Annotated in this window: 18 protein-coding genes; 14 read left to right on the top strand and 4 right to left on the bottom strand. The window is 71.4% G+C overall.

From position 1 onward, the window contains the following. Positions 1 to 145: 145 nt before the first annotated feature. Positions 146 to 1,249 carry a substrate-binding domain-containing protein gene (locus IM778_RS17080; RefSeq protein WP_228484635.1) on the bottom strand — a complete coding sequence of 368 codons (1,104 nt, stop codon included), beginning with the start codon at positions 1,247 to 1,249 and terminating at the stop codon, positions 146 to 148. Between the two features lie 211 nt (positions 1,250 to 1,460). Between IM778_RS17080 and IM778_RS17075 the strand changes: the two genes are divergently transcribed. After that, entirely contained in the window at positions 1,461 to 6,881 is a 5,421-nt protein-coding gene (locus IM778_RS17075) for a fibronectin type III domain-containing protein (RefSeq protein WP_194409991.1), read from the top strand. Between the two features lie 39 nt (positions 6,882 to 6,920). Here the strand turns inward: IM778_RS17075 and IM778_RS17070 are convergent, their stop codons facing one another. Next, entirely contained in the window at positions 6,921 to 7,289 is a 369-nt protein-coding gene (locus IM778_RS17070) for a winged helix-turn-helix transcriptional regulator (protein WP_420488859.1), read from the bottom strand. A 99-nt stretch (positions 7,290 to 7,388) separates the two neighbouring features. Between IM778_RS17070 and IM778_RS17065 the strand changes: the two genes are divergently transcribed. Then, positions 7,389 to 8,039 carry an NAD(P)-dependent oxidoreductase gene (locus IM778_RS17065; protein WP_194409990.1) on the top strand — a complete coding sequence of 217 codons (651 nt, stop codon included), beginning with the start codon at positions 7,389 to 7,391 and terminating at the stop codon, positions 8,037 to 8,039. A gap of 30 nt (positions 8,040 to 8,069) precedes the next feature. Here the strand turns inward: IM778_RS17065 and IM778_RS17060 are convergent, their stop codons facing one another. Continuing rightward, complete coding sequence (locus IM778_RS17060) at positions 8,070 to 9,170, bottom strand: substrate-binding domain-containing protein (RefSeq protein WP_194409989.1); 1,101 nt, start codon at positions 9,168 to 9,170, stop codon at positions 8,070 to 8,072. Continuing rightward, positions 9,167 to 11,200, bottom strand: coding sequence for a heparinase II/III domain-containing protein (locus tag IM778_RS17055; RefSeq protein WP_194409988.1), 2,034 nt, complete (start codon positions 11,198 to 11,200; stop codon positions 9,167 to 9,169). The genes IM778_RS17060 and IM778_RS17055 overlap by 4 nt, the downstream gene beginning before the upstream one ends. A 156-nt stretch (positions 11,201 to 11,356) precedes the next feature. On the opposite strand from IM778_RS17055, the gene IM778_RS17050 reads away from it, so the two are divergent. From IM778_RS17050 to IM778_RS16995, 12 genes are all read left to right on the top strand, one after another. Further along, positions 11,357 to 13,381 carry a DUF2264 domain-containing protein gene (locus IM778_RS17050; RefSeq protein ID WP_228484633.1) on the top strand — a complete coding sequence of 675 codons (2,025 nt, stop codon included), beginning with the start codon at positions 11,357 to 11,359 and terminating at the stop codon, positions 13,379 to 13,381. Between the two features lie 49 nt (positions 13,382 to 13,430). Next, complete coding sequence (locus IM778_RS17045) at positions 13,431 to 14,729, top strand: ABC transporter substrate-binding protein (RefSeq protein ID WP_194409987.1); 1,299 nt, start codon at positions 13,431 to 13,433, stop codon at positions 14,727 to 14,729. 103 nt (positions 14,730 to 14,832) lie between these two features. Continuing rightward, entirely contained in the window at positions 14,833 to 15,771 is a 939-nt protein-coding gene (locus IM778_RS17040; protein ID WP_194409986.1) for a carbohydrate ABC transporter permease, read from the top strand. Next, complete coding sequence (locus tag IM778_RS17035; RefSeq protein ID WP_228484632.1) at positions 15,771 to 16,724, top strand: carbohydrate ABC transporter permease; 954 nt, start codon at positions 15,771 to 15,773, stop codon at positions 16,722 to 16,724. Before IM778_RS17040 ends, IM778_RS17035 begins: the two co-directional genes overlap by 1 nt. 4 nt (positions 16,725 to 16,728) lie before the next feature. Continuing rightward, positions 16,729 to 17,421: a ferredoxin-NADPH reductase gene (locus tag IM778_RS17030; protein WP_228484631.1), complete on the top strand. Its 693-nt coding sequence runs from the start codon at positions 16,729 to 16,731 to the stop codon at positions 17,419 to 17,421. A 42-nt stretch (positions 17,422 to 17,463) separates the two neighbouring features. Beyond that, positions 17,464 to 18,666, top strand: coding sequence for a glycoside hydrolase family 88 protein (locus tag IM778_RS17025; RefSeq protein ID WP_194409985.1), 1,203 nt, complete (start codon positions 17,464 to 17,466; stop codon positions 18,664 to 18,666). After that, on the top strand, positions 18,663 to 19,556 hold the full coding sequence (locus tag IM778_RS17020; protein ID WP_194409984.1) for a fumarylacetoacetate hydrolase family protein: 894 nt from the start codon (positions 18,663 to 18,665) through the stop codon (positions 19,554 to 19,556). The genes IM778_RS17025 and IM778_RS17020 overlap by 4 nt, the downstream gene beginning before the upstream one ends. Further along, positions 19,553 to 20,317, top strand: a complete 765-nt coding sequence (gene kduD, locus IM778_RS17015) for a 2-dehydro-3-deoxy-D-gluconate 5-dehydrogenase KduD (RefSeq protein ID WP_228484630.1) — start codon at positions 19,553 to 19,555, stop codon at positions 20,315 to 20,317. The genes IM778_RS17020 and kduD overlap by 4 nt, the downstream gene beginning before the upstream one ends. A 30-nt stretch (positions 20,318 to 20,347) precedes the next feature. Next, entirely contained in the window at positions 20,348 to 21,190 is an 843-nt protein-coding gene (gene kduI / locus IM778_RS17010) for a 5-dehydro-4-deoxy-D-glucuronate isomerase (RefSeq protein ID WP_228484629.1), read from the top strand. Positions 21,191 to 21,204: 14 nt separating this feature from the next. Beyond that, positions 21,205 to 22,095 (top strand): sugar kinase, encoded by an 891-nt coding sequence (locus IM778_RS17005; RefSeq protein ID WP_194409983.1) that lies wholly within the window; start codon positions 21,205 to 21,207, stop codon positions 22,093 to 22,095. A 121-nt stretch (positions 22,096 to 22,216) separates the two neighbouring features. After that, a complete protein-coding gene (locus IM778_RS17000; protein ID WP_194409982.1) occupies positions 22,217 to 22,840 on the top strand; it encodes a bifunctional 4-hydroxy-2-oxoglutarate aldolase/2-dehydro-3-deoxy-phosphogluconate aldolase in 624 nt (207 codons plus the stop codon). Next, on the top strand, positions 22,837 to 24,624 hold the full coding sequence (locus IM778_RS16995) for a glycoside hydrolase family 35 protein (RefSeq protein WP_194409981.1): 1,788 nt from the start codon (positions 22,837 to 22,839) through the stop codon (positions 24,622 to 24,624). Before IM778_RS17000 ends, IM778_RS16995 begins: the two co-directional genes overlap by 4 nt. Positions 24,625 to 24,927: the final 303 nt, after the last annotated feature.

Raw genomic sequence — 24,927 nt, 5'->3', positions numbered from 1 at the left:
GGGTCGCGGCATCCGTCGTCGCCGGCGCCCGGGTTCTCGGATCCGGATTTCGGAGTTCGCGCCGGTTTTCGGATGCCTCGGCGGCGGTGGCTCCGGAAAGCCGGCGAATCTCCGAATTCCGGAGCCGCCTCGCGAGGCCGCAGGCTCAGCGGGCGGGGGCGGTCGAGTCGCGCGCGCGGAGCTCGGGCAGCAACGACACGCGCTGCACGGGGCGGCGCGGGCCGTCGGCGAGGCGCGCGACCATCGTCTCGACGGCGAGGCGGCCGACCTGCTGCTTGGGCGGGCGGAGCGCCGTGATCGCGGGGTCGGCGCTCTCGGCGACCTCGTCGTCGTAGGCCATCACGGCGAGGTCCTGCGGCACCGACCAGCCGTGGTCGCGCGCGTGCTGCTGCAGCAGCACCGCCTGCGGGTCGGAGTGGATCAGCACGGCGGTCGTCCCGGTCTCGCGGCAGGTGGCGAGGAGGTCGTCGATCGCACGATCGCGCTCGGCGCCGTCCAGAGCGTCGAGGGCGGTGTCGAGGTCGAAGGTCGAGGTGAGGCCGAGCTCGTCGACCGCGCGCGACCAGCCGTGCCGCAGCTGCTTCGAGGTCGGCGATCCCGGAGATGCGAGCAGGCCGACGCGCCGATGCCCCAGCGACGCGAGGTGCGCCGCCGCGAGAGACCCGCCGAAGACGTGGTCCGAGGTCACCCACTCCAGCCGGGTGAGGGCGAGCCCGGACGGCACCCGGCGCTCGGCGAGCACCACGGGGATCGGGAGCCCGTCGAGCCAGTGCAGCAGCGCCGACCCCTCGGGGCCCTGTGTCTCCGTCGCCACGATGAGCCCGTGCAGCGTGCCGGAGTCCACCAGCGAGCTGATCTGCCGGCGCTGGTCGGCGGGGGAGTAGCTCGCCCCGCGCAGCACCAGCTGGACTCCGGCATCCGTCGCCGCCGCGCGGGCGCCGATGATGATGTGGGGCCAGTAGTACCCGAGCGAGGGCACCACCATGCCCACGCGGAAGCGGGGCGGCCCCGAGGCCGGCGCCCGCTGCGGCACCGACGTGTCGAGCCGGCTGCGCAGCGTCGCGCCGCCGTGCACGCGGGTCAGCAGACCGCGGTCGGCGAGCGCGCCGATGTCGCGGCGGATCGTCAGCTCGGCCACCCCGAACTCGCGCGCGAGATCGGCGACACGGACGGATCCGACGCGGCGCAGCTCGTCCATGATGCGCTCGCGCCGCGACAGGCCGAACGGCGGCGGCGTGTGGGGCTCCACGACGATCTCCTTCGACCCGTGCGTGCGAACGTGTTCGATTGACGATAGCGGGCACCGACGGATGCCGCGGAATCACGGCATCCGTCGACGCGTCCTGTTCGATCCGATTCGACTCTGTTCGTATCTGATTGCTTCGCTTTGCCGCGGGGGCACCGTGGTGGTTCCCTGACAGGCGACCCGAGTGGGCTCTCTTTCGACGACGAGGAACTCCATGGCGAAGATGTCATCGGCCCGGATCGCTGCCGCCCTCACCGCGGCCGCGGTGACGCTGGCCACGGTCGCGATCCCCCTTTCTCCCGCGGCCGCTGCGGGAGCCGACCCCGTCACGGTCACGCTGAACGGTGCCGACATCGCGGCGGCGGCGCAGAACCGGAACGGACTCACCTTCAAGGGCTTCGGCGTGCTCTCGGCGAACTCGACGAGCGCGCTGCTGCTGGACTACAAGGCGCAGCATCCCGACAAGTACTGGGAGCTCATCGAGACGCTGTTCGGCGGCGAGCACCCGATCATGAACACCGTCAAGATCGAGATGGGCAACGACCGCAACACCTCGACCGGCCCCAACCCGGCGACGATGCGCTCGCGGGACGAGTACCCGAACGTGCTGCGCGAGCCCGGCTTCCAGCTCGCCGCCGACGCGCAGCTCGTCGCCCACGGCGACATCCACGTCAGCATCCTGCGATGGACCCGCCCGACGTGGGTCACCAGTCACGCCGACCAGTACATCTGGTACAAGAACACCGTGCTCGCGGCCTACCGCGAGCTCGGCATCATGGTCGACTCGATCAACCCCGACACGAACGAGACCGGCAACCCCGACATCCCGCTCTACAAGGACTTCTCGAGGTGGATCGCCGACGACACCAAGGGCTACGAAGGCGCGACAGCCGCCGACCCGAACAACGGCTTCGCGTCGGAGGAGGAGAAGAACCTCTTCCACGCGATCCAGACGATCGCCGCCGACACCGTGGGCACGCCGCCGGTGTCGTTCGGCAACGCCATGACCTCGACCACCGACCCGTCGCTGCGCGATGCCGTCGACATCGTCGGCTTCCACTACTCCAGCGCCGACGACAGCGCCGGCAACATGAAGAAGATCGCCGAGCAGCTCGATCTCGAGGTGTGGAACTCGGAGGGCCAGTCGACGTTCTCGAGCTCGGCCGACCGCCCGAACAACAACGCGAGCGACGAGCAGGGTGGCTTCGGCACGCAGTTCGGCGGCACGAACAGCGCCCTCGAGATGGGCAACTGGGTCACGACCGGGTTCGCCGCGTCACGTCGCACGATGAACATCTTCCAGCCGGCGATCGGCTCGTTCTACGACGGGTTCCAGTACTCGTCGAAGGAGCTCGTGAACGCCCGTGAGCCGTGGTCGGGCTGGCTCGCCTACGACGGCGGGCTCGCAGTGATCGAGCAGTTCACGCAGTTCGCGAAGCTCGGGTGGGAGAACGCCGACAACACCGCCGGCATCTGGCGGGCGATCCCGCAGGCCTCGCGCAGCGAGCTCGGCACGGGCAACCCGCCGGGCGGCGCGCGGGCGGGCGGAGCCTCGTACACGACGCTCGCGGCGCCCGACGCCACCGACTTCTCGACCGTCATCATCAACGACTCGAAGTTCGCCAAGACCTACCGCATCGTCGCGAACGGCCTGAGCCTCGGCGCAGACCAGACCGCGGAGCTGTGGGAGACCCGCGCCGCCGACGCGGGCGAGGCGTACGACGCCAACTACCTGCAGCCCATCGGCGAGATCGCACCGGCTGCCGACGGGTCGTACTCGGTCACGGTGAAGCCGTGGTCGGCGCTGACCGTCACGACGCTCGACCACGCGACGGCCGGAGCGGACGGCACACTCACCCCGAGGGACGGCTACGGCAGCTCGCTGCCGAGCTCGAAGGAGTACACCGCGGCCGGCGGCGGACGGGACGCGCTCGACACCGACGCCTCGGGCGCGGTCAACGGCGTGACCGATGACGGAATCCTGTACGGCGACGACTTCGACTACCGCGAGCAGGGCACGATCCAGGGCTACGACCCCGCGACCGGGCAGCTCGTCGACACCGGCCAGTCGTTCCTCGACGTGCGCGGCGCCCAGCCGCGGCCGGCGGGAACGCCCGCCGTGGACGCCGCAGACAACGGCGTGACCCCGCGGTACACCAACGATACGAACGGCGCTTTCGAATCGGTGCTCACCGCGGACGCCGCGCACGGCCGCGTGCTGCGCCAGCAGGTGGGACCGGGCATGGCCGGCGGAGCCTGGAACGCGGGCGACCCGAAGACCACGATCGGCGACGCCCGCTGGGCGAACTACACCGTCTCGGCGGATGTGCTCTTCGAGGCGGCCGGAGCACAGTACGCGACGATCGGCGCCCGGGAGCAGGGCGGCACGGCGAACGGGCAGAACGTCTCGGCCGCCGAGCTGAGGATCGACCCGGCGGGCGCCTGGACGTTCCTGCGCTACGGCACGACGCTCTCGGCCGGAAGCGTCGCGAGTATGCCCGAGGCGGCATTCAAGGCCGGATCGGGCGTCTGGAACACCATCGCGGTGAAGGTCGCCGGCAACGCGTACTCCGCGTTCGTCAACGGCGTGCAGATCGCCACCTACACGGATGCCGCGCCGCAGGCGGCGGGGCGGATCCAGCTCGGCTCGAGCTTCAGCTTCGTGCAGTTCGACAACCTGAAGGTCGAGACCGTGCCCGGCTACACGCCGTACTACGCATGGATCGTCGACGGCATGCATCAGACGAGCTGGGAGGACACCTCGGTTCCCGTCCTCGACTTCGACGGCAGCTGGAGCCACGTCAACGGTCAGGGCATGTTCGAGTGGCAGCGGACGGCGTCCAAGAGCACGGCGAAGGGCGCGGCGATGACGTACTCGTTCACCGGCACGGGCCTCGACATCATCGGCACCAACAGCGGGGCGACGACGCTCGACGTCGTGGTCGACGGCGTGACCATCGTCGCGGCCGCCCCGACCTTCGCCGCCGGCAGTGAGAAGACGACGTTCATGCTGCGCGGACTCCGGAACGAGCCGCACACGGTGGTCATAAAGACCGCGAACGACAGCTCCCTCAACGTCGACGCGGTCGGCGTCATCCACGCCTCCGCCGACGCCGCGAGCGTCGACACGGCACCGCTGTCGGCCGCTGTCGAGTCGGTGGCCGGGCTGGACGAGGGCGAGTACAGCGCCGAGACGTGGGCCGTGTTCGCGGCGGTGCGCGCCGCGGCACAGAACGCGGTCGACGACCCCGAGCAGTACGGGCTCGACGCCGAAGGAGCCGCCGCGATCGCCGCACGACTCACCGCAGCGGCCGACGGCCTGACCCCGAAGGATGTCAGCCCGGACGTGCTCGACCTCGGGGTCATGACCGTGGTCTCGGGCGATCGCACGCTGCCCGATGCACTCGAGCTCGGCGGCGGCGATGCCGAGGTGACCTGGAGTCTCGCGTCGGAGGCGGCGGCCGCGACCACGGCCGAGCTGGCGACCTTCGCGGCCTCGGGACGGTCGACCGAGAAGCTCGCGTCGGGCTACTACCAGCGCTTCAGCGCGACCGTGCTCGTCGTGCCCGCCGACCTCGAGTACTTCATCGACTCGGGCTCGAGCGGCGCCGCCGAGGGCTCGGCCTATGCCGCTGTCGCCGCATCCTTCCCCGACCTGCGCAACGACGCCGCCGACCAGAAGTGGGACGGCACGAGCGCCGGCCCGACCTGGGGGTACTCGACGACCGCGACGACCCTGCAGGCGGGGAACCCGCAGGACTGGGGCTCGTCGTTCGTCGGCGCCGACTACAACAAGCCCGTCACCTACCACCTGCCGCTTCCCGCGGGCTCATACAACATCGTCGCCGTGCAGGCTCCGCGTGCGGGGCTGACCACGAACGTGTACGCCAAGGTGCGCGCCGCGGGCGCCGAGACGACGAAGACCGCGGTGTCGACGGGGGCCGCCACCCCGGTGGCGCAGCCGCTCACCCTCGAGAACGACGCCGTGGTCGGCGTCGAATTCGGCACCAACGGCACGAGCGGCTACAACGCGCGCCTCGCGCTCGTGTACGTCCAGCGGCTGCCGCGGGATCTGGGCGTGCAAGGCGCGCTCGCGATGAAGGACGAGCTGCCCGGGACGGTCACGGTCGCCGGTGCCGAGAAGGCGGTGGAGTGGGATGCCGCATCCGCCGCGCAGCCGCGCGCCGAGTACGCCAGGCTCACGGTCACCGGCCGGCTCGCCGACAGCGGCGAACGCGTGGTCGCGGCCTTCGAGATCGTGCCGCCTGCGCTCGTCTACTACATCGACTCGGGAACCGGCGGGGTGGCCTCGCCGCAGTACTCGGCGGTCGCGGCGGCGGTGCCGAATCTGCGCAACGACAAAGTCGATCAGGTGTCGGCATCCGCCGACCAGTGGGGATATGTCGCCGACGGCATGAAGACCAAGGGCGCCACCGACATCAACGACAAGTACTCGACCGGCCTGTACCAGGACACCACGCGACTGATCTACCGGCTACCCCTCGAGGCGGGCACGTACGCACTCACCGGCGGCTTCACCGAGTGGTGGAACCTCAACCGCACGATGAACCACACGGTGTCGGTCGCGGGCACCGAGCTCGCCAAGGGCAACATCCCGCTGTCGGGCTCGAACACACCGCTCGCCGCGCCGCTGACGTTCACGCTCGCCGCGCCCGCGACGGTCGACTACGTCGTGACCAACGAGGGCGCGGGAAGTGAACGGCCGGTCATCTCGTGGCTCGCCGTCGCCGACACCACGCTGCCCGGCGCGCCGCAGAAGCCCGCGGCGACCCGCGCCGGCGACACCTCGATCACGGTGACGTGGGAGGCCCCGGCGCTGATGGGTCCCGGATTCTCGGGCTACCGCGTGTACGAGGCGGGCGGCGACGAGCCGGTGTGCGAGGCCGCCGAGACGAGCTGCACGGTGACATCGCTCGAGCTCGGATCCACCCACGCCTACGAGATCGCCGCGGTCAACGAGCTCGGTGAGGGCGAGCGCTCGGCGGCCACGGCACCCGTCACCCTTCCCGAGGTCGCGTCGGACGACGGCGCCCGCACCGCGCCGGCCCGGGCATCGCTGGCCTCGAACGACGGCTGGGACACCGGTCTCGAGGACGGCACGTTCCAGGTGACGATGAACCTGTGGTGGGGCGAGAACGGCTCGCTGTTCAAGCTGTACCGCGACGGCGAGCTCGTCGCCAAGATGCCGCTCACGATGGACTCTCCGCGCGCGCAGCGAGCCGTGGTCGACATCGAAGGGCTGCCCGACGGCACGTACGCGTTCACCGGCGAGCTGGTGAACTCGAAGGGCACGACGGCCACGCAGCCGCTCACCGTCACGGTGACGGATGCCGCACCCGGCAAGCCCGCGATCTCGGCGGCCAACAAGGACGGCGACGGCACGTACACCGTGGTCGCCGACCTGTGGTGGGGCACCAACGCCACGTCGTACCGGTTCCTCGAGAACGGCGCCGAGGCGGGCGCCGGCACGCTCGTGGCGGCGAGCCCCGGCGCGCAGCGGGCGAAGCTCGAGGTGACCGGCAAGCCGGTGGGCACGTACGTCTACGTGGTCGAGTTCACCAACGCAGCCGGCACGACCGCCTCGAAGGAGCTCAACGTCAAGGTCACCAGGTGACGGAGGGGGTGACCGGATGCCGCGACCCGAGGCATCCGGTCACCCCGCCAGCGCGTCGTGGCTCTTCTGGTTCTCCCACACGGCATCCATGTTGGCGATCGCCCACTCCTCGAGCGCGCGCAGCGGCTGCTGCAGTGAGCGCCCGAGCGGCGTGAGCGCGTATTCGACGCGCGGCGGGATCTCCGCGTAGACGGTGCGCGTCACGAAGCCGTCGCGCTCGAGCGAACGGAGCGTCTGCGTCAGCATCTTCTGCGAGATGCCGCCCACGGCAGAAGCCAGCGCCGAGAAGCGATGCGGACCGGTGTCGAGCACTCGCACGATCAGGACGGTCCATCGGTCGCCGATGCGGTCGAGCAGTCGTCGGCTCGGGCAGTCGGGCCGATACGGGTCCCACGGGATCTGACTCACCACGGAGTTCCCTTCTTACTGCAAAGTGCGTTCTTCCGGAGCTCCTTATTCTCTCGTAAAGTAACTGACTTACCGAAAGAGAGCAAGGAGAAGCGGTACATGGCACACATCACGGTTCTTGGTGGCAGCGGGTACGCGGGCTCGGCCATCGTGGCGGAGGCGCACCGGCGCGGGCACCAGGTCACGGCGGTCAGCCGGAACGAGCCGGCGCAGCCGATCCCGGGCGTCGAGTACGTTCGCGGCTCGGCGCTCGATGCGAGCGTGCTCGACGCCGTCACCGCCGGCCGCGACACCGTCATCGTCGCCCTCTCGCCGCGCGGCGACATGGCCGGCAAGCAGGAAGGCGTCGTCGAAGACCTGATCGGGCGGCTCGCGGGCACCACGACGCGCCTCGGCTACATCGGCGGCGCGTCGTCGCTGCACGTCGAAGAGGGTGGCCCGCGCGTGTGGGACGTGTCGCACGAACAGCTCCCGGCCGACGTCAAGCCCGAGATCGAGACCGGTCTGAATGCGCTCGACCTGCTCACGGCGAGCCCCGAGACGCTCGACTGGTTCTACGTGAGCCCGCCCGCCGACTTCGGGTCGTGGCTCGCCACCCCGTCCAAGGGCACCTATGTGCTCGGCGGTGACGTGCTGCTGCGCGACGCCGACGGGACGTCGACGATCTCCGCCGCCGACCTGGCACTGGCGATCGTGGACGAGCTGGACTCGCCGGCGCACCACCGCCGCCGCTTCACCGCGATCCACTGACGACGTCTCATCCCGCCGCCGCGCCGCGCGTCACGCGCCGCGCGGCGGCGCCGTCGATCCCCGCACGTTGAGGGTCGGGTTGAGCACCACGCGGTGCACCGCCCGCGCCGGGTCCTCGAGGCGGCGGGCGACCAGGTCGACCGCGGCCCGCCCGACCGCGCCGCGCGGCGGGCTCACCGCGGTCAGCGCGGGCGTGAACAGCTCGGCGACCTCGTCGTCGTACGCGATGATCGACAGGTCGCCGGGCACCGAGATGCCGCGATTGAGCGCGAGGTCGACGAACGCCATCGCCTCGGGGTCGGAGTGCACCACGAGCGCCGTGACCGAGTTCGACAGCGCGGCGTCGAGGGCCGCGTCCACCACCGCCGAGAAGTCGGGGCTCGTGCGAGGCGGGAGGCTCGTCTCGAAGTGGTCGGCCGGCGTCAGGCCGAGCTCGGCGCACGCGGCCTGCCAGCCGGCCGCGATCTTGCGGGACGTCGGCGAGTCGCGCGCGATGATGAGTCCCACACGGCGATGGCCGAGCGAGGCCAGGTGGCGCGCTGCGAGGACGGCGCCCAGCGCGTGGTCGGTCGTGACGTTCTCGACCGGACTGCCCTCCGGGAGCACGACGGCGTCGCGCTCGACCAGCACGCTCGGCACGCCGCAGCCCGCGAGCCACTGCACGACGTCCTGCGCGTGCGGCGTGTCGGTGTTGGGGGCGACCACGAGGCCGCGGACGCCCTCGGTGTGCACGAGCCGCTCCAGCACCGGGCGCTCGTCCTGCAGCTCGTACGACGCGCCGCGCAGCACGACGCGCATGCCCAGCTGCGCAGCCTCCGCCTCGGCGCCGCGGACGACGCTCGGCCAGTAGAAGCTCAGCGACGGCACGAGCATCGCGATGGACCCGGTGCGCGATCGCGCCCCCGCGGGGTCGGACTCGTCGAGTCCGTTCGCCGCGGGCACGGCGCCGCCGTGGACGCGCACCAGCAGCCCCTCGCGCTCCATCTGGGCGAGGTCACGGCGCAGGGTCACCGGCGCGACGCCGAGCTCGTCCATGAGCTGCGCGACTCGTACGGCGCCGTCGCGCTCGAGCGCGGCCAGCACGTGCGCCCGTCGCTCGGCGGCGAGCAGTGCCGGGTGCTGGTCGGTCATCGTGTGTCCTCCGCGTTCGTCAGGTCCTGTTCTACCGTGACCGCGACCCGCTCGCGGGTCGTCACGTCGAGTTCGAGCCGTGTCAGGCGGGGCCCCCACACGCTCGAGAGCATCGGATCGTCCAGCTCGAGCACGACGATCGACGTGCCGATCCCCTCCGGCCACGCGATCCGCACGGGCGTCGCGCCGTCGAGCGGCGTGACGTGAGCGGATGCCGCAGACAGCCGTACCTCGCCGGCGAGCAGCATCCGCACCGTGGTGTGTTCGCGGGGGCGCGTTTCGTCTCGCTCGTTCCTCGCTCGCTCCACGACCGGGGGGTGTGTGGTGTGGTCGTGGGTGGCGGGAGCCGACGCGGTCCAGGTGTCTTCGATGACGACGCGCCCGGGGGCGCGCTCGAGGCGCACGGTGCGGCGCCACGACGAAACGGCGGCGCCGGGATACGCCCGTGCGATCTCGGCCGTGAACGACGAGGTGTCGCCGGAGATCGCCGCCCGCGCGCCGGATGCCGCGAAGGGGCGGCCGGCGCCCTGCTCACGACCGCCGATCACGGGCACGTTGTGCCAGCCGCTCTGCATCGTCCAGATGTCGTAGCGATCCGGCCCGAACGTCTGCAGCGTGTAGGTCGGGCGGCCCGCGTCGACGACGACGGGCACGCCGTCCGAGGCGACCACGAACGACCCCACGTCGTTGTGGTTGTGGTGCTCGTCGTTGTGCCCACCCTTGGCGGCGACGGCGAGCCCGGCCGGCGTGCCGGCCGTGCTTCGCGCGAGCAGCACCTCGGTGGACGGGAACCAGACGTCGCGCGGCAGGGGGGAGTGCTCGGGCGCGGCCTCGATCCACGCGGTGTCGGTGAGCCCGCGCAGCAGGCGTCCGAGGCCCGCGCGCTCGTCGGCGACGGGCGCGCCGGCAGTGCGGTGCGACGCGGCGTGGGCGGCGGCATGATCGTCGCCGAGCGCCCGGGCGGCGCGGTGCAGTGCGTGCCAGGGCTGCGCCTCGGCGGGCTGCGCCTGCCCGTCCGCGAGGTTCAGATACCAGGGGCCGCCGAGGTGCACGCGATGCGGGAAGGCGACCGTCTCGCGCAGCGCGGTGATGCCGGTCGCGTCGAGCACGCCCCCGGTCGCGTGGCGCAGCACGTCGAGGGCCTCGAGCGCCCGGCACGCGCCGTTCCACCAGTACGAATAACCCTCGTCGATCGCGCCGTCGTCGGGGAGCGCCGTGACGTAGCGGTCGAGGCCCTCGACGGCGAGGGCGACGACGTGGGCGCGCTCGTCGCGCTCGGCGGGGCCGTCGAGCAGCCGCAGCGCGGCGACGAGCACGTTGCCGTGGATCCACGGGTTCCAGTTGTGGACGTCGCCGTCGAGCCCCAGCCAGTGCCAGTCCCGGCGTCGCGTGAACGGCTCGAAGACGCGCGTGCGAGCCTCGTGCCGGATGCGGGCGCGGAAGCCGGGGTACCGGGCCTCGACGACCTCGCCCAGCACGTGGTCCGTCCACGCCAGCTGCGCGACGACCTCGCCGGCGCCGAGATCCAGGTACGGCTCGGTGACGGTCGCGAGCACCGAGCCCCGCGCGGCGAACGCGTCGTCGTGGGCGGGCCAGCACCACGAGCTCTGCTCGCACAGCAGCCACACGCCGTCGAGCACCTCCGACAGCCACGTGTCGTCGAGCGTCGTCGCGGCCGCGACCACCGCCCGGCTCAGGCGCTGCTGACGCGCGAACGCCGCGTGCTCCCAGCCCTCGCGATCGCCGTCCGCGTGGACGCGCGCCGCTGCGCTCGCCAGCGGGATGGGCCAGGTCTGGGAACGGTCCGCTTCGGCGCGGGAGAGGATGGATGCCACGGCCTCCGCATCGGCCGACCCCGAGCCGCCCCACACGGTGCGGTCGCGGGCGGGCGAGACGGGCAGCGACGACGACGGCGGCTGCAGCAGGGCGGGCAGAGCGGCCGCGAAGGCTGCGGCATCCGTCCCCGCCTGCGGCGCGAACGCGGCGGCGAGCCGGCCGTGGAACCGGTCGTCTCGGGCGGCCGTCGGCATGGTTCCTCCTCGAATGTCCGAATCGACGTCGACTCGGTCGTCAGTAAAGCGATCAAAAACGATCATAACGAATCTGATTCAGCCTTGCAATGACCGAAATGGATTGCTACGCTCCCAAACGGTCGCTTCAATGGCGAACACATCGAAGGAGATTCCGTGACCGTCCCCATCCCGCAGCAGCCCCCGTCGCCCATCGCGACGCGCGCCGACTGGACGCGGGATCACTGGCTCGCCTACGCCGACCGCCTCCTCGACGCCGCGCGCGAGCACGCCTCGGCCGGTCACGCACGCATCACGTTCCCGGGCGCCGAGGGAGGCTACGGCCGCGCGGTGGACGGACTCGAAGGATTCGCCCGTACGTTCCTGCTCGCCGGCTTCCGCATCACGGGCGCGCGCGGCGAGGGCACCGACGAGCTCGCCGACTTCTACCGACGCGGCATCGTCACGGGAGTCGACCCCGACGCCGACGACCGCTGGGTGCGGCTCGACGAGCATGCGCAGGCCAAGGTCGAGGCGGCATCGCTCGCGCTCGTGCTCGACATGACGCGGCCCTGGATCTGGGACCGGCTCGACGCGCTCACGCAGCAGCGCGTCATCGACTACCTCGCGCCCGTCGTCGGCGACGCGACCTACCCGAAGACGAACTGGCTGTGGTTCCGGGTCGTCGTGCAGACGTTCCTGCGCTCGGTCGGCGGCCCGTGGTCGGCGCAGGACATCGCGGACGACCTCGCGCTGCACGAGGACCTCGTGCGGGAGGACGGCTGGATCTCCGACGGCTTCGAGCGCTCGTACGACCACTACGTCGGCTGGGCCCTGCACACCTACCCGGTGCTCTGGGCGCGCATGCACGGTGCGGACGAGCTCGCCGGCGGGCGCACCGCCGCCGACGTGGCGCGCCTGGACCGCTACCTGGAGGATGCCGTCGCCCTCGTCGGCGCCGACGGCTCGCCGCTCGTGCAGGGGCGGAGCCTCATCTACCGCTTCGCGGCCGCCGCGCCGTTCTGGGTCGGCGCGATGGCGGACGTGCCGTCGGTGCCGCTCGGGCAGCTGCGCCGCGCCGCGAACGCGATCGTCGGCCACTTCGACGACCACGCGGTCCCGGCGGCGGACGGCATCCTCACGATGGGCTGGCACCACGAATGGCGCGAGCTCGCGCAGTCGTACTCGGGGCCGGGCTCGCCGTACTGGGCGGTCAAGGGGCTGCTCGGCATCGCCCTGCCCGCCGACCACCCGGTGTGGACCGCACCGGCCGAGCCGCTCCCGATCGAGACCGGCGACGACCTGCGCGCGGTGCGCGCCGCCGGCTGGGTCGTCTCGGGCACACGGGCCGACGGCATCGTGCGCATCGCGAACCACGGCACCGACCACGCCGCCGCCGGCAGCCTCGTCGGCGACTCGCCGCTCTACGCCCGCATTGGCTACTCGACCGCGACGAGCCCGCTCGCCGACGCCCGCGCGTGGGAGGAGCCGCTCGAGCAATCCGTCGCCCTCGTCGACGGCGCGGGCCGTGCCACGCACCGCGCCGCGATGGAGCTCCTCGACGTGCGCGTGCAGGACGACGCCGGCGGTCGCGTCGCCGTCGCGGGCTCGGTGTCGCGCGCCCACTGGGTCACCCCGCGGCCGTCGGCGCATCGTCACGGCTCAGGGCTCGAGGGCGATGTCGAGCTCGCGGGCGTCGTCACGGTGCACTCGCTGCTGCGCGGGCCATGGGAGCTGCGCCTCGTGCGGGTCGACGCGCTGGAGCCGGGGGTGGACCCCGGCTCCCTGCGCCTGCGCGTCGGAGGCTGGGCTCTCGCGTCGGGTGACGCGATCACGGCGTCCGGGGGAGAGGGTCTCGGTGCCGGCGCAGCGCCGCTCGCAGCCACGGCCTTCGCCGGCGGCCTGCGCTCCGGCATCCGTCCCGTCCTCGGCCACGGCGTCGCGACCGTCGAGACGCGTCACGACGCCAGCCCGCTCGGACCCGAGGCGGCCGTGCCGCTGGTGACGTACCCGGTCGCCGTCGGCGACTGGACCGCGACCCTCCTCGAGCTCACCGCCGCCGACGCCGAGCCGGCAGCGGACGCCGCCGTCGCCGTCGGCGCGGACGGAGACCAGACCACCGTCACGGTCACGTGGCCGGACGGGACGGCGACCACGAGTCGCCTCGTGAACCCCGGAGACGCGTTCGGCGCGAACCGGTAACCCGATGGGCCCGATGACGGGTCCGCAATCACAAAGGAGTACCCCCAGAATGAAGCGCAAGTACGCAGCCGCGGCGGGAATCGCCGTTGTGGCGACGCTCTCGCTCGCCTCCTGCAGCGGCGGCCCCGAAGCCGCGCCGGAAGAGTCGGGCCCCGTCACCCTCACGCTCTCGGGCTGGAGCCTGGACACCACGCCCGAGTTCCAGGCGCTGGCCGACGCGTTCCACGAAGAGAACCCCGACGTCACCATCGAGCTCAAGGGCTACGACCCCGCCGAGTACAACACGCTCCTCACCGCCGACCTCGCCGCCGGCGCCGGCCCCGACATCATCACGCAGAAGGAGGTCAAGTTCGTCCCGACGTTCGTCGACGGCGGCCAGCTCCTCGACGTGTCGGACGTCGAGCTGCCCGACGGCATCAGCGGCGCCTCGTCGTACGAGGTGGACGGCGCGGCGTACGCGGTGCCCTACCGCAACGACTCGTGGGTGCTGTTCTACAACAAGGCCCTCTTCGACCAGGCCGGCGTCGAGCACCCCGACGGCTCGTGGACGTGGGACGACTACAGCGAGGCCGCCGCAGCGCTGACGGAAGGCCTGTCGGCCGCGGGCAGCGCCGCCAAGGGCGCCTACCTGCACCGCTGGCAGTCGACGGTCCAGGGCTTCGCGAACGCCCAGACCGGCTCCGACATCCTCGAGGGCGATTACGAGTACATGGAGCCCTTCTACGACGACGTCCTCGCGCTGCAGACCGCGGGCGACCAGGTCGACTTCAACACGTCCAGCGCCAACCAGCTCACCTACCAGGGCGAGTTCGGCAAGCAGAACGCCGCGATGCTCCCCATGGGCACGTGGTTCGTCGCGACGCTCATCGCGCAGCAGGCCTCCGGCGACGCCGATGACTTCGAGTGGGGCATCGCGCCGATCCCGCAGGTCGACTCCTCGACCGCGGGCCTGGACAACACCCCGGTGACCTTCGGCGACCCGACCGGGTTCGGCATCAACGCCGCCATCGACGAGTCCAAGGTGCAGGCCGCGAAGGACTTCCTCGCGTTCGCCGCGGGTGAAGAGGGCGCACAGATCCTCGCCGGCATCGGCATCACGCCGGCGCTGCTGACCGACTCGGTCGTCGAGACGTACTTCGCGGTCGACGGCGCGCCCACCGACGACCTGTCGAAGTTCGCCTACTCGACGCACGAGGTGTTCCCCGAGAACCCGACGTCGAACAAGACCGCGGCGATCCAGGGAATCCTGGGCGACATGCACACCGCGATCATGTCGGGCTCGGTGTCGGTCGCCGACGCCATCGCGGAGGCGCAGCAGCGCGTCGCCAACGAGGTCGGCCTCGACTGAGCATGACGCACTGAGCCTCACCGCTCACCCCTCCGGCAGGCTCGGACCCGAACCGAGCCTGCCGGAGACCACTCCCCGACTCGCATCCACCCGGAGGTCCGCCATGGCGACCATCACCGCCACCGAGACCGGTGCCGCGCCGCCGCCTGTGCCCGTGAGCCGCCGGCGCTCGAAGCTGCGGCTGCGCAACACCCTCATCGGGTGGAGCTTCATCCTGCCGAACTTCCTCGGCTTCGGGCTGCTCACGCTCATCCCCATCGTCGTGCTGTTCTACATGTCGTTCACGAACTGGAACGTGTTCGGCAAGGCGGACTGGATCGGCCTCGCCAACTTCGAGCGGCTGATCGGCGACGGCAGCTTCCGCGTCTCGGTCGTCAACACCCTCTACTACTCGGCGCTGCACATCCCGCTGACGATCGCGGTGTCGCTCGGGCTCGCGCTGCTGCTGAACAACAAGCTCCGCGGCGTCGCGTTCTTCCGCACCGCCGCGTTCTTCCCCTACATCACCTCGATCGTGGCGATCGCCGTGGTGTGGAACCTCCTCTTCAGCCCCGACTACGGGCCGATCAACGAGTTCCTCCGATTCATCGGCATCCAGAACCCGCCCGGCTGGCTGACCTCGCCCGAATGGGCCATGCCCGCGGTGGTCATCGTCGGCACGTGGCGCGACATGGGCTACTACATGATCCTCTTCCTCGCCGGCCTGCAGACGGTGCCCCGCGAGCTCCACGAGGCCGCCCGCGTCGACGGTGCGAGCGTGTGGCAGCGGTTCGTCAACGTGACGCTGCCGTGCCTGCGGCCGACCATGTTCTTCGTCACGGTGATGCTGACCATCAACTCGTTCAAGATCTTCGACCTGATCCTCGTCATGACCGACGGCGGCCCCGGCCAGTCCACGCTCGTGCTGTCGCAGTTCATCTACCGCAAGGGCTTCGAAGAGAGCCAGTTCGGGTACGCGTCGGCGGCGGCGGTCGCACTGTTCTTCATGTGCATCGTCGTGACGATCCTGCAGTTCCTGTGGAACAAGAAGCGGAGCATCTGATGGCCGTGACGACCCAGACCTCCTCTGACCTGCAGACCGTCGCGATCGTGGCGCCGCCCGCGCCGCGCCGCGGGCTGCGCAAGCTCGCAGGCGGCGCGCCCCGTCCCGTCGACACCGAGAGGATGACGCCGCGCAGACGCCTCGCGCGCATCGCGATGTACGTCGCGCTGATCGTGTTCGCGATCGGCCTGCTCACGCCGTTCTTCTGGATGGTGATGAGCTCGCTGAAGGCGCCGAACGAGGTCTTCTCGGTGCCGGTGTCGTGGTTCCCCGAGACGTTCGTGTGGGAGAACTACGTCGACATCTGGACCAAGACGAACATGCTCACCTGGATCCGCAACACGCTGTTCCTCGCGGTGGTCGTGACGTTCCTGCAGGTGCTGACGGGCTCGTTCGCGGCCTACGGGTTCGCCCGCATGCGGTTCCGTGGCCGAGACGTGCTGTTCCTGCTCTACGTCGGCACGATCGCGGTGCCGTGGCAGTCGTACATGATCCCGCAGTTCATCCTGCTGTCGAACCTCAAGGTGTCGAACACGCTGTGGTCGATCATCCTGCTGCAGGCGTTCGGCGCGTTCGGCGTGTTCCTCATGAAGCAGTTCTACGAGACGATCCCCGAGGAACTGTCGGAGGCGGCGCGCCTGGACGGGCTGAGCGAATACGCGATCTGGCGCCGGATCATGTTGCCGCTGTCGATCCCGGCGCTGGCCTCGCTGACGCTGCTGACCTTCGTCAACACCTGGAACGACTACCTCGGACCGCTCATCTATCTGCGCGACCCGAACCTGTGGACGATCCAGCTGGGACTCAAGAGCTTCGTCTCGAACCTCTTCGACACCAACTACGCCCTGCTGTTCGCCGGTCTCACGATCTCGGTGATCCCGATCGCGATCATCTTCCTGCTCGGGCAGAAGTACTTCGTCGAGGGCATCGCCACGAGCGGGCTGAAGGGGTAGTGCCGTGAAGAAGCTCGACAGCCTCAACCGCCTGGTCCGGCACGACACGTGGGCATCCATCATCGGGATGCTGTACCTCGCCCTCATCGTGAACCTGCTGCTGGTGGTGGCCTGCCTGCCGCTGGTCGCCCTGCTCATGACGACGGATCCGGTGAGGTCGTGGCCGCTGCTGGCGCTCGCGGCCCCGCTGGCCGCGCCGGGCCTCGCCGCCGCCTTCCGGGCATTCCGCGAGCACCACGCCGGCGGTCTCGGGCCCATCCGCGCGTTCGTCACCGGGCTGCGCGAGACGTGGCGCCGGGCGCTGGTGATCGGCGCGGCGGTCACGGTGGTCGTCGTGGTGCTTCTCGTGGACGTGCGGATGCTGTCGGCCACGCCCGCGGCGGTGTTCACGGTGCCGCTCCTGGCCGTTCTGGTGGTGCTCGCCGCCGCCATGGGCCTGCTCTCGCTCGTCGCGATCGCCGAGGTGCCCACCGCGCGCCTGCGCGATGTGCTGCGCGCAAGCGTCTACCTCGGGCTGCAGCGCTGGTACCTGACCGCCGTCTCGCTCGCCGCGCTCGCCGCCCAGGCCGCGGTGTTCGCGACGGCGCCCGCCCTCGGACTCGGGCTCACGGCATCCGCCGCCCTCTACCTCGCATGGACGAACTCGCGGTTCACGCTGCGTCCCGTGCTCGACCTCGACGAGGCCGTCGCCGCCTGACGGCGCGGCGCCTCGCTCTCCCCGACGAAGGAACCCTGACTCATGACGTCCTCTTCGCCCTCCGCGGGCACCCGCTCGGCCGCCACCACCCCGGTGGCCGGGTCCGACGACGCGATCGCCGCCGCTGTGTCGACGATCCGCCGCAACATCGCGACCTTCGGCGGCGGGTTCCCCGGCGACACCACCGTGGGCGACCGCTACCCGCTCCGGCCGGCGGAGGGCGGCATCCCGGTGGGCGGGAACCGCGGGTGGACGACGAGCTTCCGCACCGGCATGCTGTGGCTGGCATGGGAGCTGACCGGCGACGAGGTGTTCCACGACGCCGCGCGCATCGACGTCGCCGACTTCGAGCGCCGCGTGCGCGACGAGGAGGACCTCGACACCCACGACCTCGGGTTCCTCTACACGCTGTCGACGGTCGCCGCATGGCGCCTGATCGGCGACGAGGCGGCGCGGGATGCCTCGCTGCTCGCGGCCGACCACCTCATGCGGCGCTTCCTCGAGCCCGCGGGCATCATCCAGGCCTGGGGGGATCTGTCCGACCCCGCGCAGCGCGGCCGCACCATCATCGACAGCCTCATGAACATGCCGCTGCTCACGTGGGCGGGCGAGCAGACCGGCGACGAGCGCTTCGCCGACGCGGTCCGCCGTCACACCGAGCAGCTGCGCGAGCACATCCTGCGCGAGGACGACTCGACGTTCCACACCTTCTACTGGGACGCCGAGACCGGGCAGCCTCTGCGCGGCGCCACCGAGCAGGGCGCGTTCGACGAGTCCTGCTGGGCGCGAGGGCAGGCCTGGGGCGTGTACGGCTTCGCGATGAACTACGCCGTGACCGGCGACGAGCGGCTGCTCGAGGCATCCCGTCGCTGCGCGGAGTACTTCCTGCGTCACCTGCCCTCCGACGACGTGCCGTTCTGGGACCTCGTGTACACCGACGGCAGCGACGCCCCGCGCGACAGCTCCGCGGCGGCGATCGTCGTGTGCGGCCTGTTCGAGCTCGCGACGGTCGAGACGGATGCCGAGCGCGCGGCCGAGTGGACGGCAAGGGCGAACGCGATCCTCGCGTCGCTCATCGCCCACTACACGCCGGCCGTGCCCGAGGCCTCGGACGCGCTGCTCCTGCACTCGGTGTACGACCTGCCGAAGGGCAACGGTGTCGACGAGGGCACGCTGTGGGGCGACTACTTCTACCTCGAGGCCCTCATGCGCGCGACCCGGCCCGAGTGGAGGAAGTACTGGTGAGGCTCGTCTCGTACCGCGGCCCGGACGGCGTGCGGCCCGCCGCGGTCGTCGTGGGCGACCGGCTGCTCGACCTCGGGAAGGTGGCGGGCGACGTCGTCTCGATCCTCGAGGCCGAGGAGCTGCGCGCCGCGGCACGTGCGTCGGTGGCGGCGGCCGACGCCGCGACGCTCCCGCGGCTCGACCCCGCTTCACTGGTCGCGCCGGTGCGGCCCGGCAAGATCCTGTGCCTCGGCTACAACTACCGCGGACACGTGCCGGACGGTGCCGAGCCCGCGGCGGAGCCGGAGTACCCGGACGTCTTCGTGAAGACCCCGAACACCCTCGCCGGCCCGGACGACGCCGTCGTCATCCCGCCCGGCGCCACCGATGTGGACTACGAGGGCGAGCTCGCCGTGGTCATCGGACGCCGGGCGCGGCGCGTCTCGATCGACGATGCGCTCGATCACGTCGGGGGCTACATGATCCTCAACGACGTGTCGGACCGCGCGTGGCAGCGGCGGCAGAGCCAGTGGGCGCTCGGCAAGTGCTCCGACGGGTTCGCGCCGCTCGGGCCCTGGGTGGTGACGGCCGACGAGGTCGCCGACCCGCAGGACCTGCTCGTCGAGGTGGTGCGCGACGGCGTCGTCACGGTGTCGCAGTCCACCTCGACCACGATCTTCAGCGTCGCGTTCGTCATCCATCATGTGAGTCAGGTGCTGACGCTCGAACCGGGGGATGTCGTGTCGACCGGCACGCCGCAGAAGCTCCCGGCCGCGCAGGCCGTGCACCGACCGCTCGCCGACGGAGACGCGGTGACCGTGCGCATCTCGGGCATCGGCGAGCTCACCACCCGCTTCACCACCGCTCACCCTCGCTCAACGACCGGTGACGACACAGGAGACAACGCATGATCCTCGACTCGTTCCGTCTCGACGGGAAGATCGCCCTCGTCACGGGGTCGAGCCGCGGACTCGGCCAGGGGGCCGCGGTCGCGCTCGCCGAGGCAGGGGCCGACGTGGCGCTGCTGGACCGCGGCGATGCGTCCGCGACCGCCGAGCTGATCGCCGCGACGGGCCGTCGCGTGCACCGCGTGCAGCGCGACCTGGTGTCGGCGGCACCGCAGGAGCTGTCCGCCGCGGTCGACGAGGTGGTGGCCGAGCTCGGTGGGCTCGACATCCTCGTCAACAACGCCGGCACGATCCGCCGCGCACCCGCCGCCGACTATCCCGCCGGGGACTGGGACGACGTGCTCGCCGTCAACCTCGACGCGGTGTTCCATCTCTCGCAGGCGGCCGGTCGCCACATGCTCGCCCAGCGGAGCGGTCGCATCATCAACGTCGCGTCGATGCTGTCGTTCCAGGGAGGAATTCTCGTTCCGGCATACACCGCGTCCAAGCACGCGGTCACGGGGCTCACGAAGGCCCTCGCGAACGAGTGGGCCGCGCACGGCGTCACCGTCAATGCGATCGCGCCGGGCTATATGGCCACCGACAACACCGCTCCGCTGCGGGCCGACCAGGACCGCGCGGCATCGATCCTCTCGAGGATCCCGGCCGGGCGGTGGGGCGAGGCCTCCGACCTCCAGGGCGCGTTCGTCTTCCTCGCCTCGGACGCCGCCGCGTACGTCACCGGAGCCGTGATCCCGGTCGACGGCGGCTGGCTCGTCCGCTGAACCCGATCCCACCTTCGACAGGAGACCCCCGTGACCGAGAGCCACATCCCGCAGCGCTACGCGACGAACCCGGCCCAGATCCCCGGCATGACGACGCAGGACCTGCGCGACACCTACCTCATCGCCGACGTCTTCGCGCCCGGTGAGATCCGCCTCACCTATACGCACCACGACCGCATCGTGCTCGGCGGCGCGGTGCCCGCGGGAGGTGTCCTCGACCTCGGCGGATACCCCGAGATCCGCAGCGAGTACTTCCTCGAGCACCGCGAGGTCGGCATCGTCAACGTCGGCGGCACCGGCACGGTCACCGCCGACGGCGAGGTCTACACGCTCGTGAAGGGCGCGTGCCTGTACCTGGGCCGCGGCATCCGCTCGGTCTCGTTCGCCGACGCGGGCGATGCGGGCGCGCAGTTCTACCTCTTCTCCGCTCCGGCGCACACCGCGTACCCGGCGGCGCTCGTGTCTCCGGGCGAGGGCACCGTGCGCGAGCTCGGCGATCAGCTCACCTCGAACCGCCGCACGCTGAACCAGTACATCCACGAGAACGGCGTCAAGAGCTGCCAGATCGTGATGGGGGTCACCGAGCTGCACCCGGGCTCGATGTGGAACACGATGCCGGCCCACACGCACGACCGCCGCACCGAGTGCTACCTGTACTTCGACGTGCCGGCGGACGCCCGCGTCATCCACCTCATGGGCGAGCGCGAAGAGACCCGCCACCTCGTCGTCGCCGACCGTCAGGCGGTCATCTCGCCGTCCTGGTCGCTGCACTCCGGCGTCGGCACGGCGGCATACTCGTTCGTATGGGCGATGGCGGGAGAGAACCAGGCGTTCGACGACATGGACGCGGCACCCGTCACCGACCTGCGGTGAGCGGGGACCCCGCGATGCCGGCGAAGACACTCCTCGCGGCCGGCGAGACGATGGCGATGGTCGCGCCGGTCGTGGCGGAGCCGGTCGCCGACGCCGATGCGTTCCTGCTGGATGCGGGCGGCGCCGAGTCGAACGTGGCCGCCCACGTCGCCGCAGCCGGGCACCGGGCGCTGTGGTTCAGCCGGCTCGGTGACGACGCGCTCGGGCGTCGCGTCGCGCGGCAGCTCGCGGCGCGCGGAGTCGACGTCTCGCGGGTGGTGTTCGACGACCGGCATCCGACGGGGCTGTACGTGAAGGACCCCGGCAACGGCGTGCTGTACTTCCGGCGGGGGTCCGCGGCATCCCATCTCGACGTCGCCGATGCCGACGCGGTCTCGTTCGACGGCGTGGATGTGCTGCACGTGTCGGGCATCACCGCCGCGATCTCGGCGTCGGCGGCCCAGTTCCTCGTGCGGGTGATCGCCCGGGCGCGGGCGGCCGGCGTGCCGGTGTCGTTCGACGTGAATCACCGCGCTCCGCTGTGGAGCGCCGAGACCGCAGCGCCGGTGCTGCTCGCGCTCGCGCGGTCCGCCGACCTCGTGTTCGTCGGCCGCGACGAGGCCGAGACGCTGTGGGACACGGCGACCGCGGCCGAGGTGCGGGCGCTGCTGCCGCACGTGGCCGAGCTGATCGTCAAGGACGGCGACGTGGGAGCCACCGCGTTCGCGGGCTCCGACGAGGTGTTCGAGCCGGCGCTCGTGGTCGAGGTCGTCGAGGCGGTCGGCGCCGGCGACGCGTTCGCCGGCGGCTACCTCGCGAGCCTGCTGTCGGGCGCGACGGTCGCCGAGCGCCTGCGCGCCGGGCACGCCCGCGCCGCCCGCACGCTGCAGACCACCACCGACTCGATCGACGATCCGGCATCGTGACCGCCACGCATGGGTGGAACGTCTGCGGTGGTCGCCGGCCCGGCTCGGGGGCGCCTCCCGGGGCCGGGTCGTGGCGGGGTGAGGCAAGAGCGAGCATGAACTTCGAAGAGAGGACAGACGGATGACCGAGCAACAGGACGACTGGTTCGAGCGGGCTTTCGCCGGGGCGCCGCTCATGGCGATCCTGCGCGGCATGGGCGTCGATCGCTCGGTGCGGCTCGCCGAGACCGCATGGGACCTCGGTCTGGACTCCGTCGAGGTGCCGCTGCAGACCGACGAGGACGAGCGGGCGCTGCGCGCGGTCGTCGAGCGCGGTGTCGCGCGCGGCAAGAGCGTCGGCGCCGGCACGATCATCACACCCCGGCAGGTGACGCTCGCCGCCGAGTCGGGTGCCGAGTACCTCGTCTCGCCCGGGCTCGACCCGGCGGTCGTGCGGGCCGCGCAGGATGCCGGCATCCCGATCCTCGCCGGCGTCGCGACGCCGAGCGAGGTCCAGCTCGCCGTCTCGCTCGGTCTCACGTGGCTCAAGGCGTTCCCCGCGACGTGGCTCGGCAGCGGCTGGTTCCGCCACATCCGCGGACCGTTCCCGCAGGTGCGGTTCGTCGCGACCGGCGGCCTCGACGCGTCCAACGTCGAGGAGTTCCTCGACGCCGGGGTGCGCGTCGCCGCGGTCGGATCGGCCCTGGAAGACGCGTCGCAGCTCGAGCGCCTGGCGGCGGTGCTGCAGGCGAGAGCCGTGCGATGACGGCGGCCGAGGCATCCGGTTCTGCACGCTCGTTCGAGATCGGCGAGTCCGACTTCCTGCTCGACGGCGAGCCCTTCCGGGTGCTGTCGGGGGCGCTGCACTACTTCCGCGTGCACCCGGGGCAGTGGGCTGACCGCATCCGCATGGCGCGGCTCATGGGCCTCAACACGATCGAGACCTACGTCGCATGGAACGCGCACGAGCCGCGGCGCGGCGAATGGGACGCGACCGGGTGGAACGACCTCGGCGCGTTCCTCGACCTCGTCGCGGCCGAGGGGATGCACGCCATCGTGCGCCCCGGACCGTACATCTGCGCCGAGTGGCACAACGGCGGACTGCCGGTGTGGCTGACCGCGATGCCGGAGATCGGGCTGCGCCGATCGGAGCGGGCGTACCTCGCCGAGGTGACGACGTACCTGCACCGCGTGTACGAGATCGTCGCACCGCGCCAGATCGACCGCGGCGGGCCGGTGATCCTCGTGCAGATCGAGAACGAGTACGGTGCGTACGGCGACGACACCGCGTACCTCGAGCATCTCGTCCGGGTGACGGAGGATGCCGGCATCACGGTGCCGCTCACGACCATCGACCAGCCGACCGACCAGATGCTGCGCGACGGCAGTGTCGCCGGTGCGCACCTCACCGGCTCGTTCGGGTCGCGTGCGGCCGAGCGACTGGCCGCCCTGCGCCGGTATCAGCCGAGCGGTCCGCTCATGTGCGCCGAGTTCTGGGACGGCTGGTTCGACTGGTGGGGCGGGCAGCATCACACCACGTCGCCGGGCGACGCGGCCGCCGAGCTCGAGACGCTGCTCGAGGCCGGGGCATCCGTCAATCTCTACATGTTCCACGGCGGCACGAACTTCGGGCTGACCAACGGCGCGAACGACAAGGGCCGCTACCTGCCGATCGTGACGTCGTACGACTACGACGCACCGCTCGACGAGCGCGGCGACCCGACCGCGAAGTACTTCGCGTTCCGCGATGTGATTGCGAAGTACGCGCCCGTGCCCGACGAGGTGCCGGCGGTGAGCGGACCGGCGCCCGAGTTCGCCGTCGCTGTCGAGCCTGTCGACGTCGACCCGGTCGCCGTGGACCTCGCCGGCGCCGCGTCGCAGGTCGCGGTCGAGCCGCCCACGTTCGAGCAGCTCGGCTACCTGAGCGCACTCGTGGCGTACGAGACCGACCTCGGCGGTCGCGGGGGAGCGCTGCGGTTCGGCGACGTGCGCGACCAGGCCTGGATCTCGGTCGACGGGGTGCCGGTGGGCGCGGTGTCGCGGACTCGTCACGAAGACGCGCTGCGCGTGCCCGCGGGGCGGCGGCTGCGCGTGCTGGTCGAGGAACAGGGCCGGGTCAACTACGACGTGCGGCTGGGCGAGTCGAAGGGACTCATCGGGCCGGTGACGCTCGACGACGTCGCCCTCGCCGAGTGGACGGCCACGCCGATCGACGTGGCCGCGCTGGGACGAGCGGCGACGGATGCCTCGCCCGCCGCTGCAGCGCCGACCGCCGACGTGGGCCCGTTCGTGCTGCGGGGCTCGTTTTCGCTCGATGCGGCCGTCGACCTCTTCCTCGACACCGCCGGATGGGGCAAGGGCTTCGCCGTCGTGAACGGGTTCCTGCTCGGCCGGTACTGGAGCAACGGTCCGCAGCGCACGCTCTACGTCCCCGCGGCCGTGGTGTCGGGAGGGGCGAACACGGTCGTCATGATCGAGCTGGATCGCGTCGTGACCGAGCCCCTCGTGCGCTTCGTGTCGAGCCCCGACCTCGGCCCGCGCGAGGAGTAGCGGATCGCGGATCCCGGGACGACACCGCGGTCCGGAATGGGCCGCACCAGGGCTGGGCTGGTTGACTGACCCGGGTGACTCTTCCCCTCGCCTCCGGGCAGCTGCCGGCTGCGCGGGTCGCCGTGTGCGGACCCGCTTCGTGGAACCATCTGATCCTGCTCGACCGTCTTCCCAAGCCCGAGCCGCACATGCAGTTCGCGCTCGGGATCTCGTCAGGCCGTCGTGGCGCTGTCATCCGAGCACCTGCACCCGGCCGTCGCCGCCGGCTGCTAGGCCCAGACGCGACCAGCCGACGAGCATCCT

The organism is Microbacterium cremeum (assembly GCF_015277855.1).
Classification (GTDB): Bacteria; Actinomycetota; Actinomycetes; order Actinomycetales; family Microbacteriaceae; genus Microbacterium; species Microbacterium cremeum.
This window is presented reverse-complemented; position numbering and strand designations above follow the sequence as displayed.

Coding starts and splice junctions, on each gene's coding strand:
- IM778_RS17075 (WP_194409991.1), top strand. CDS start 1,461: ATGGCGAAGATGTCATCGGCCCGGATCGCTGCCGCCCTCACCGCGGCC.
- IM778_RS17065 (WP_194409990.1), top strand. CDS start 7,389: ATGGCACACATCACGGTTCTTGGTGGCAGCGGGTACGCGGGCTCGGCC.
- IM778_RS17060 (WP_194409989.1), bottom strand. CDS start 9,170: ATGACCGACCAGCACCCGGCACTGCTCGCCGCCGAGCGACGGGCGCAC.
- IM778_RS17055 (WP_194409988.1), bottom strand. CDS start 11,200: ATGCCGACGGCCGCCCGAGACGACCGGTTCCACGGCCGGCTCGCCGCC.
- IM778_RS17045 (WP_194409987.1), top strand. CDS start 13,431: ATGAAGCGCAAGTACGCAGCCGCGGCGGGAATCGCCGTTGTGGCGACG.
- IM778_RS17040 (WP_194409986.1), top strand. CDS start 14,833: ATGGCGACCATCACCGCCACCGAGACCGGTGCCGCGCCGCCGCCTGTG.
- IM778_RS17035 (WP_228484632.1), top strand. CDS start 15,771: ATGGCCGTGACGACCCAGACCTCCTCTGACCTGCAGACCGTCGCGATC.
- IM778_RS17025 (WP_194409985.1), top strand. CDS start 17,464: ATGACGTCCTCTTCGCCCTCCGCGGGCACCCGCTCGGCCGCCACCACC.
- kduD (WP_228484630.1), top strand. CDS start 19,553: ATGATCCTCGACTCGTTCCGTCTCGACGGGAAGATCGCCCTCGTCACG.
- IM778_RS17005 (WP_194409983.1), top strand. CDS start 21,205: ATGCCGGCGAAGACACTCCTCGCGGCCGGCGAGACGATGGCGATGGTC.
- IM778_RS17000 (WP_194409982.1), top strand. CDS start 22,217: ATGACCGAGCAACAGGACGACTGGTTCGAGCGGGCTTTCGCCGGGGCG.
- IM778_RS16995 (WP_194409981.1), top strand. CDS start 22,837: ATGACGGCGGCCGAGGCATCCGGTTCTGCACGCTCGTTCGAGATCGGC.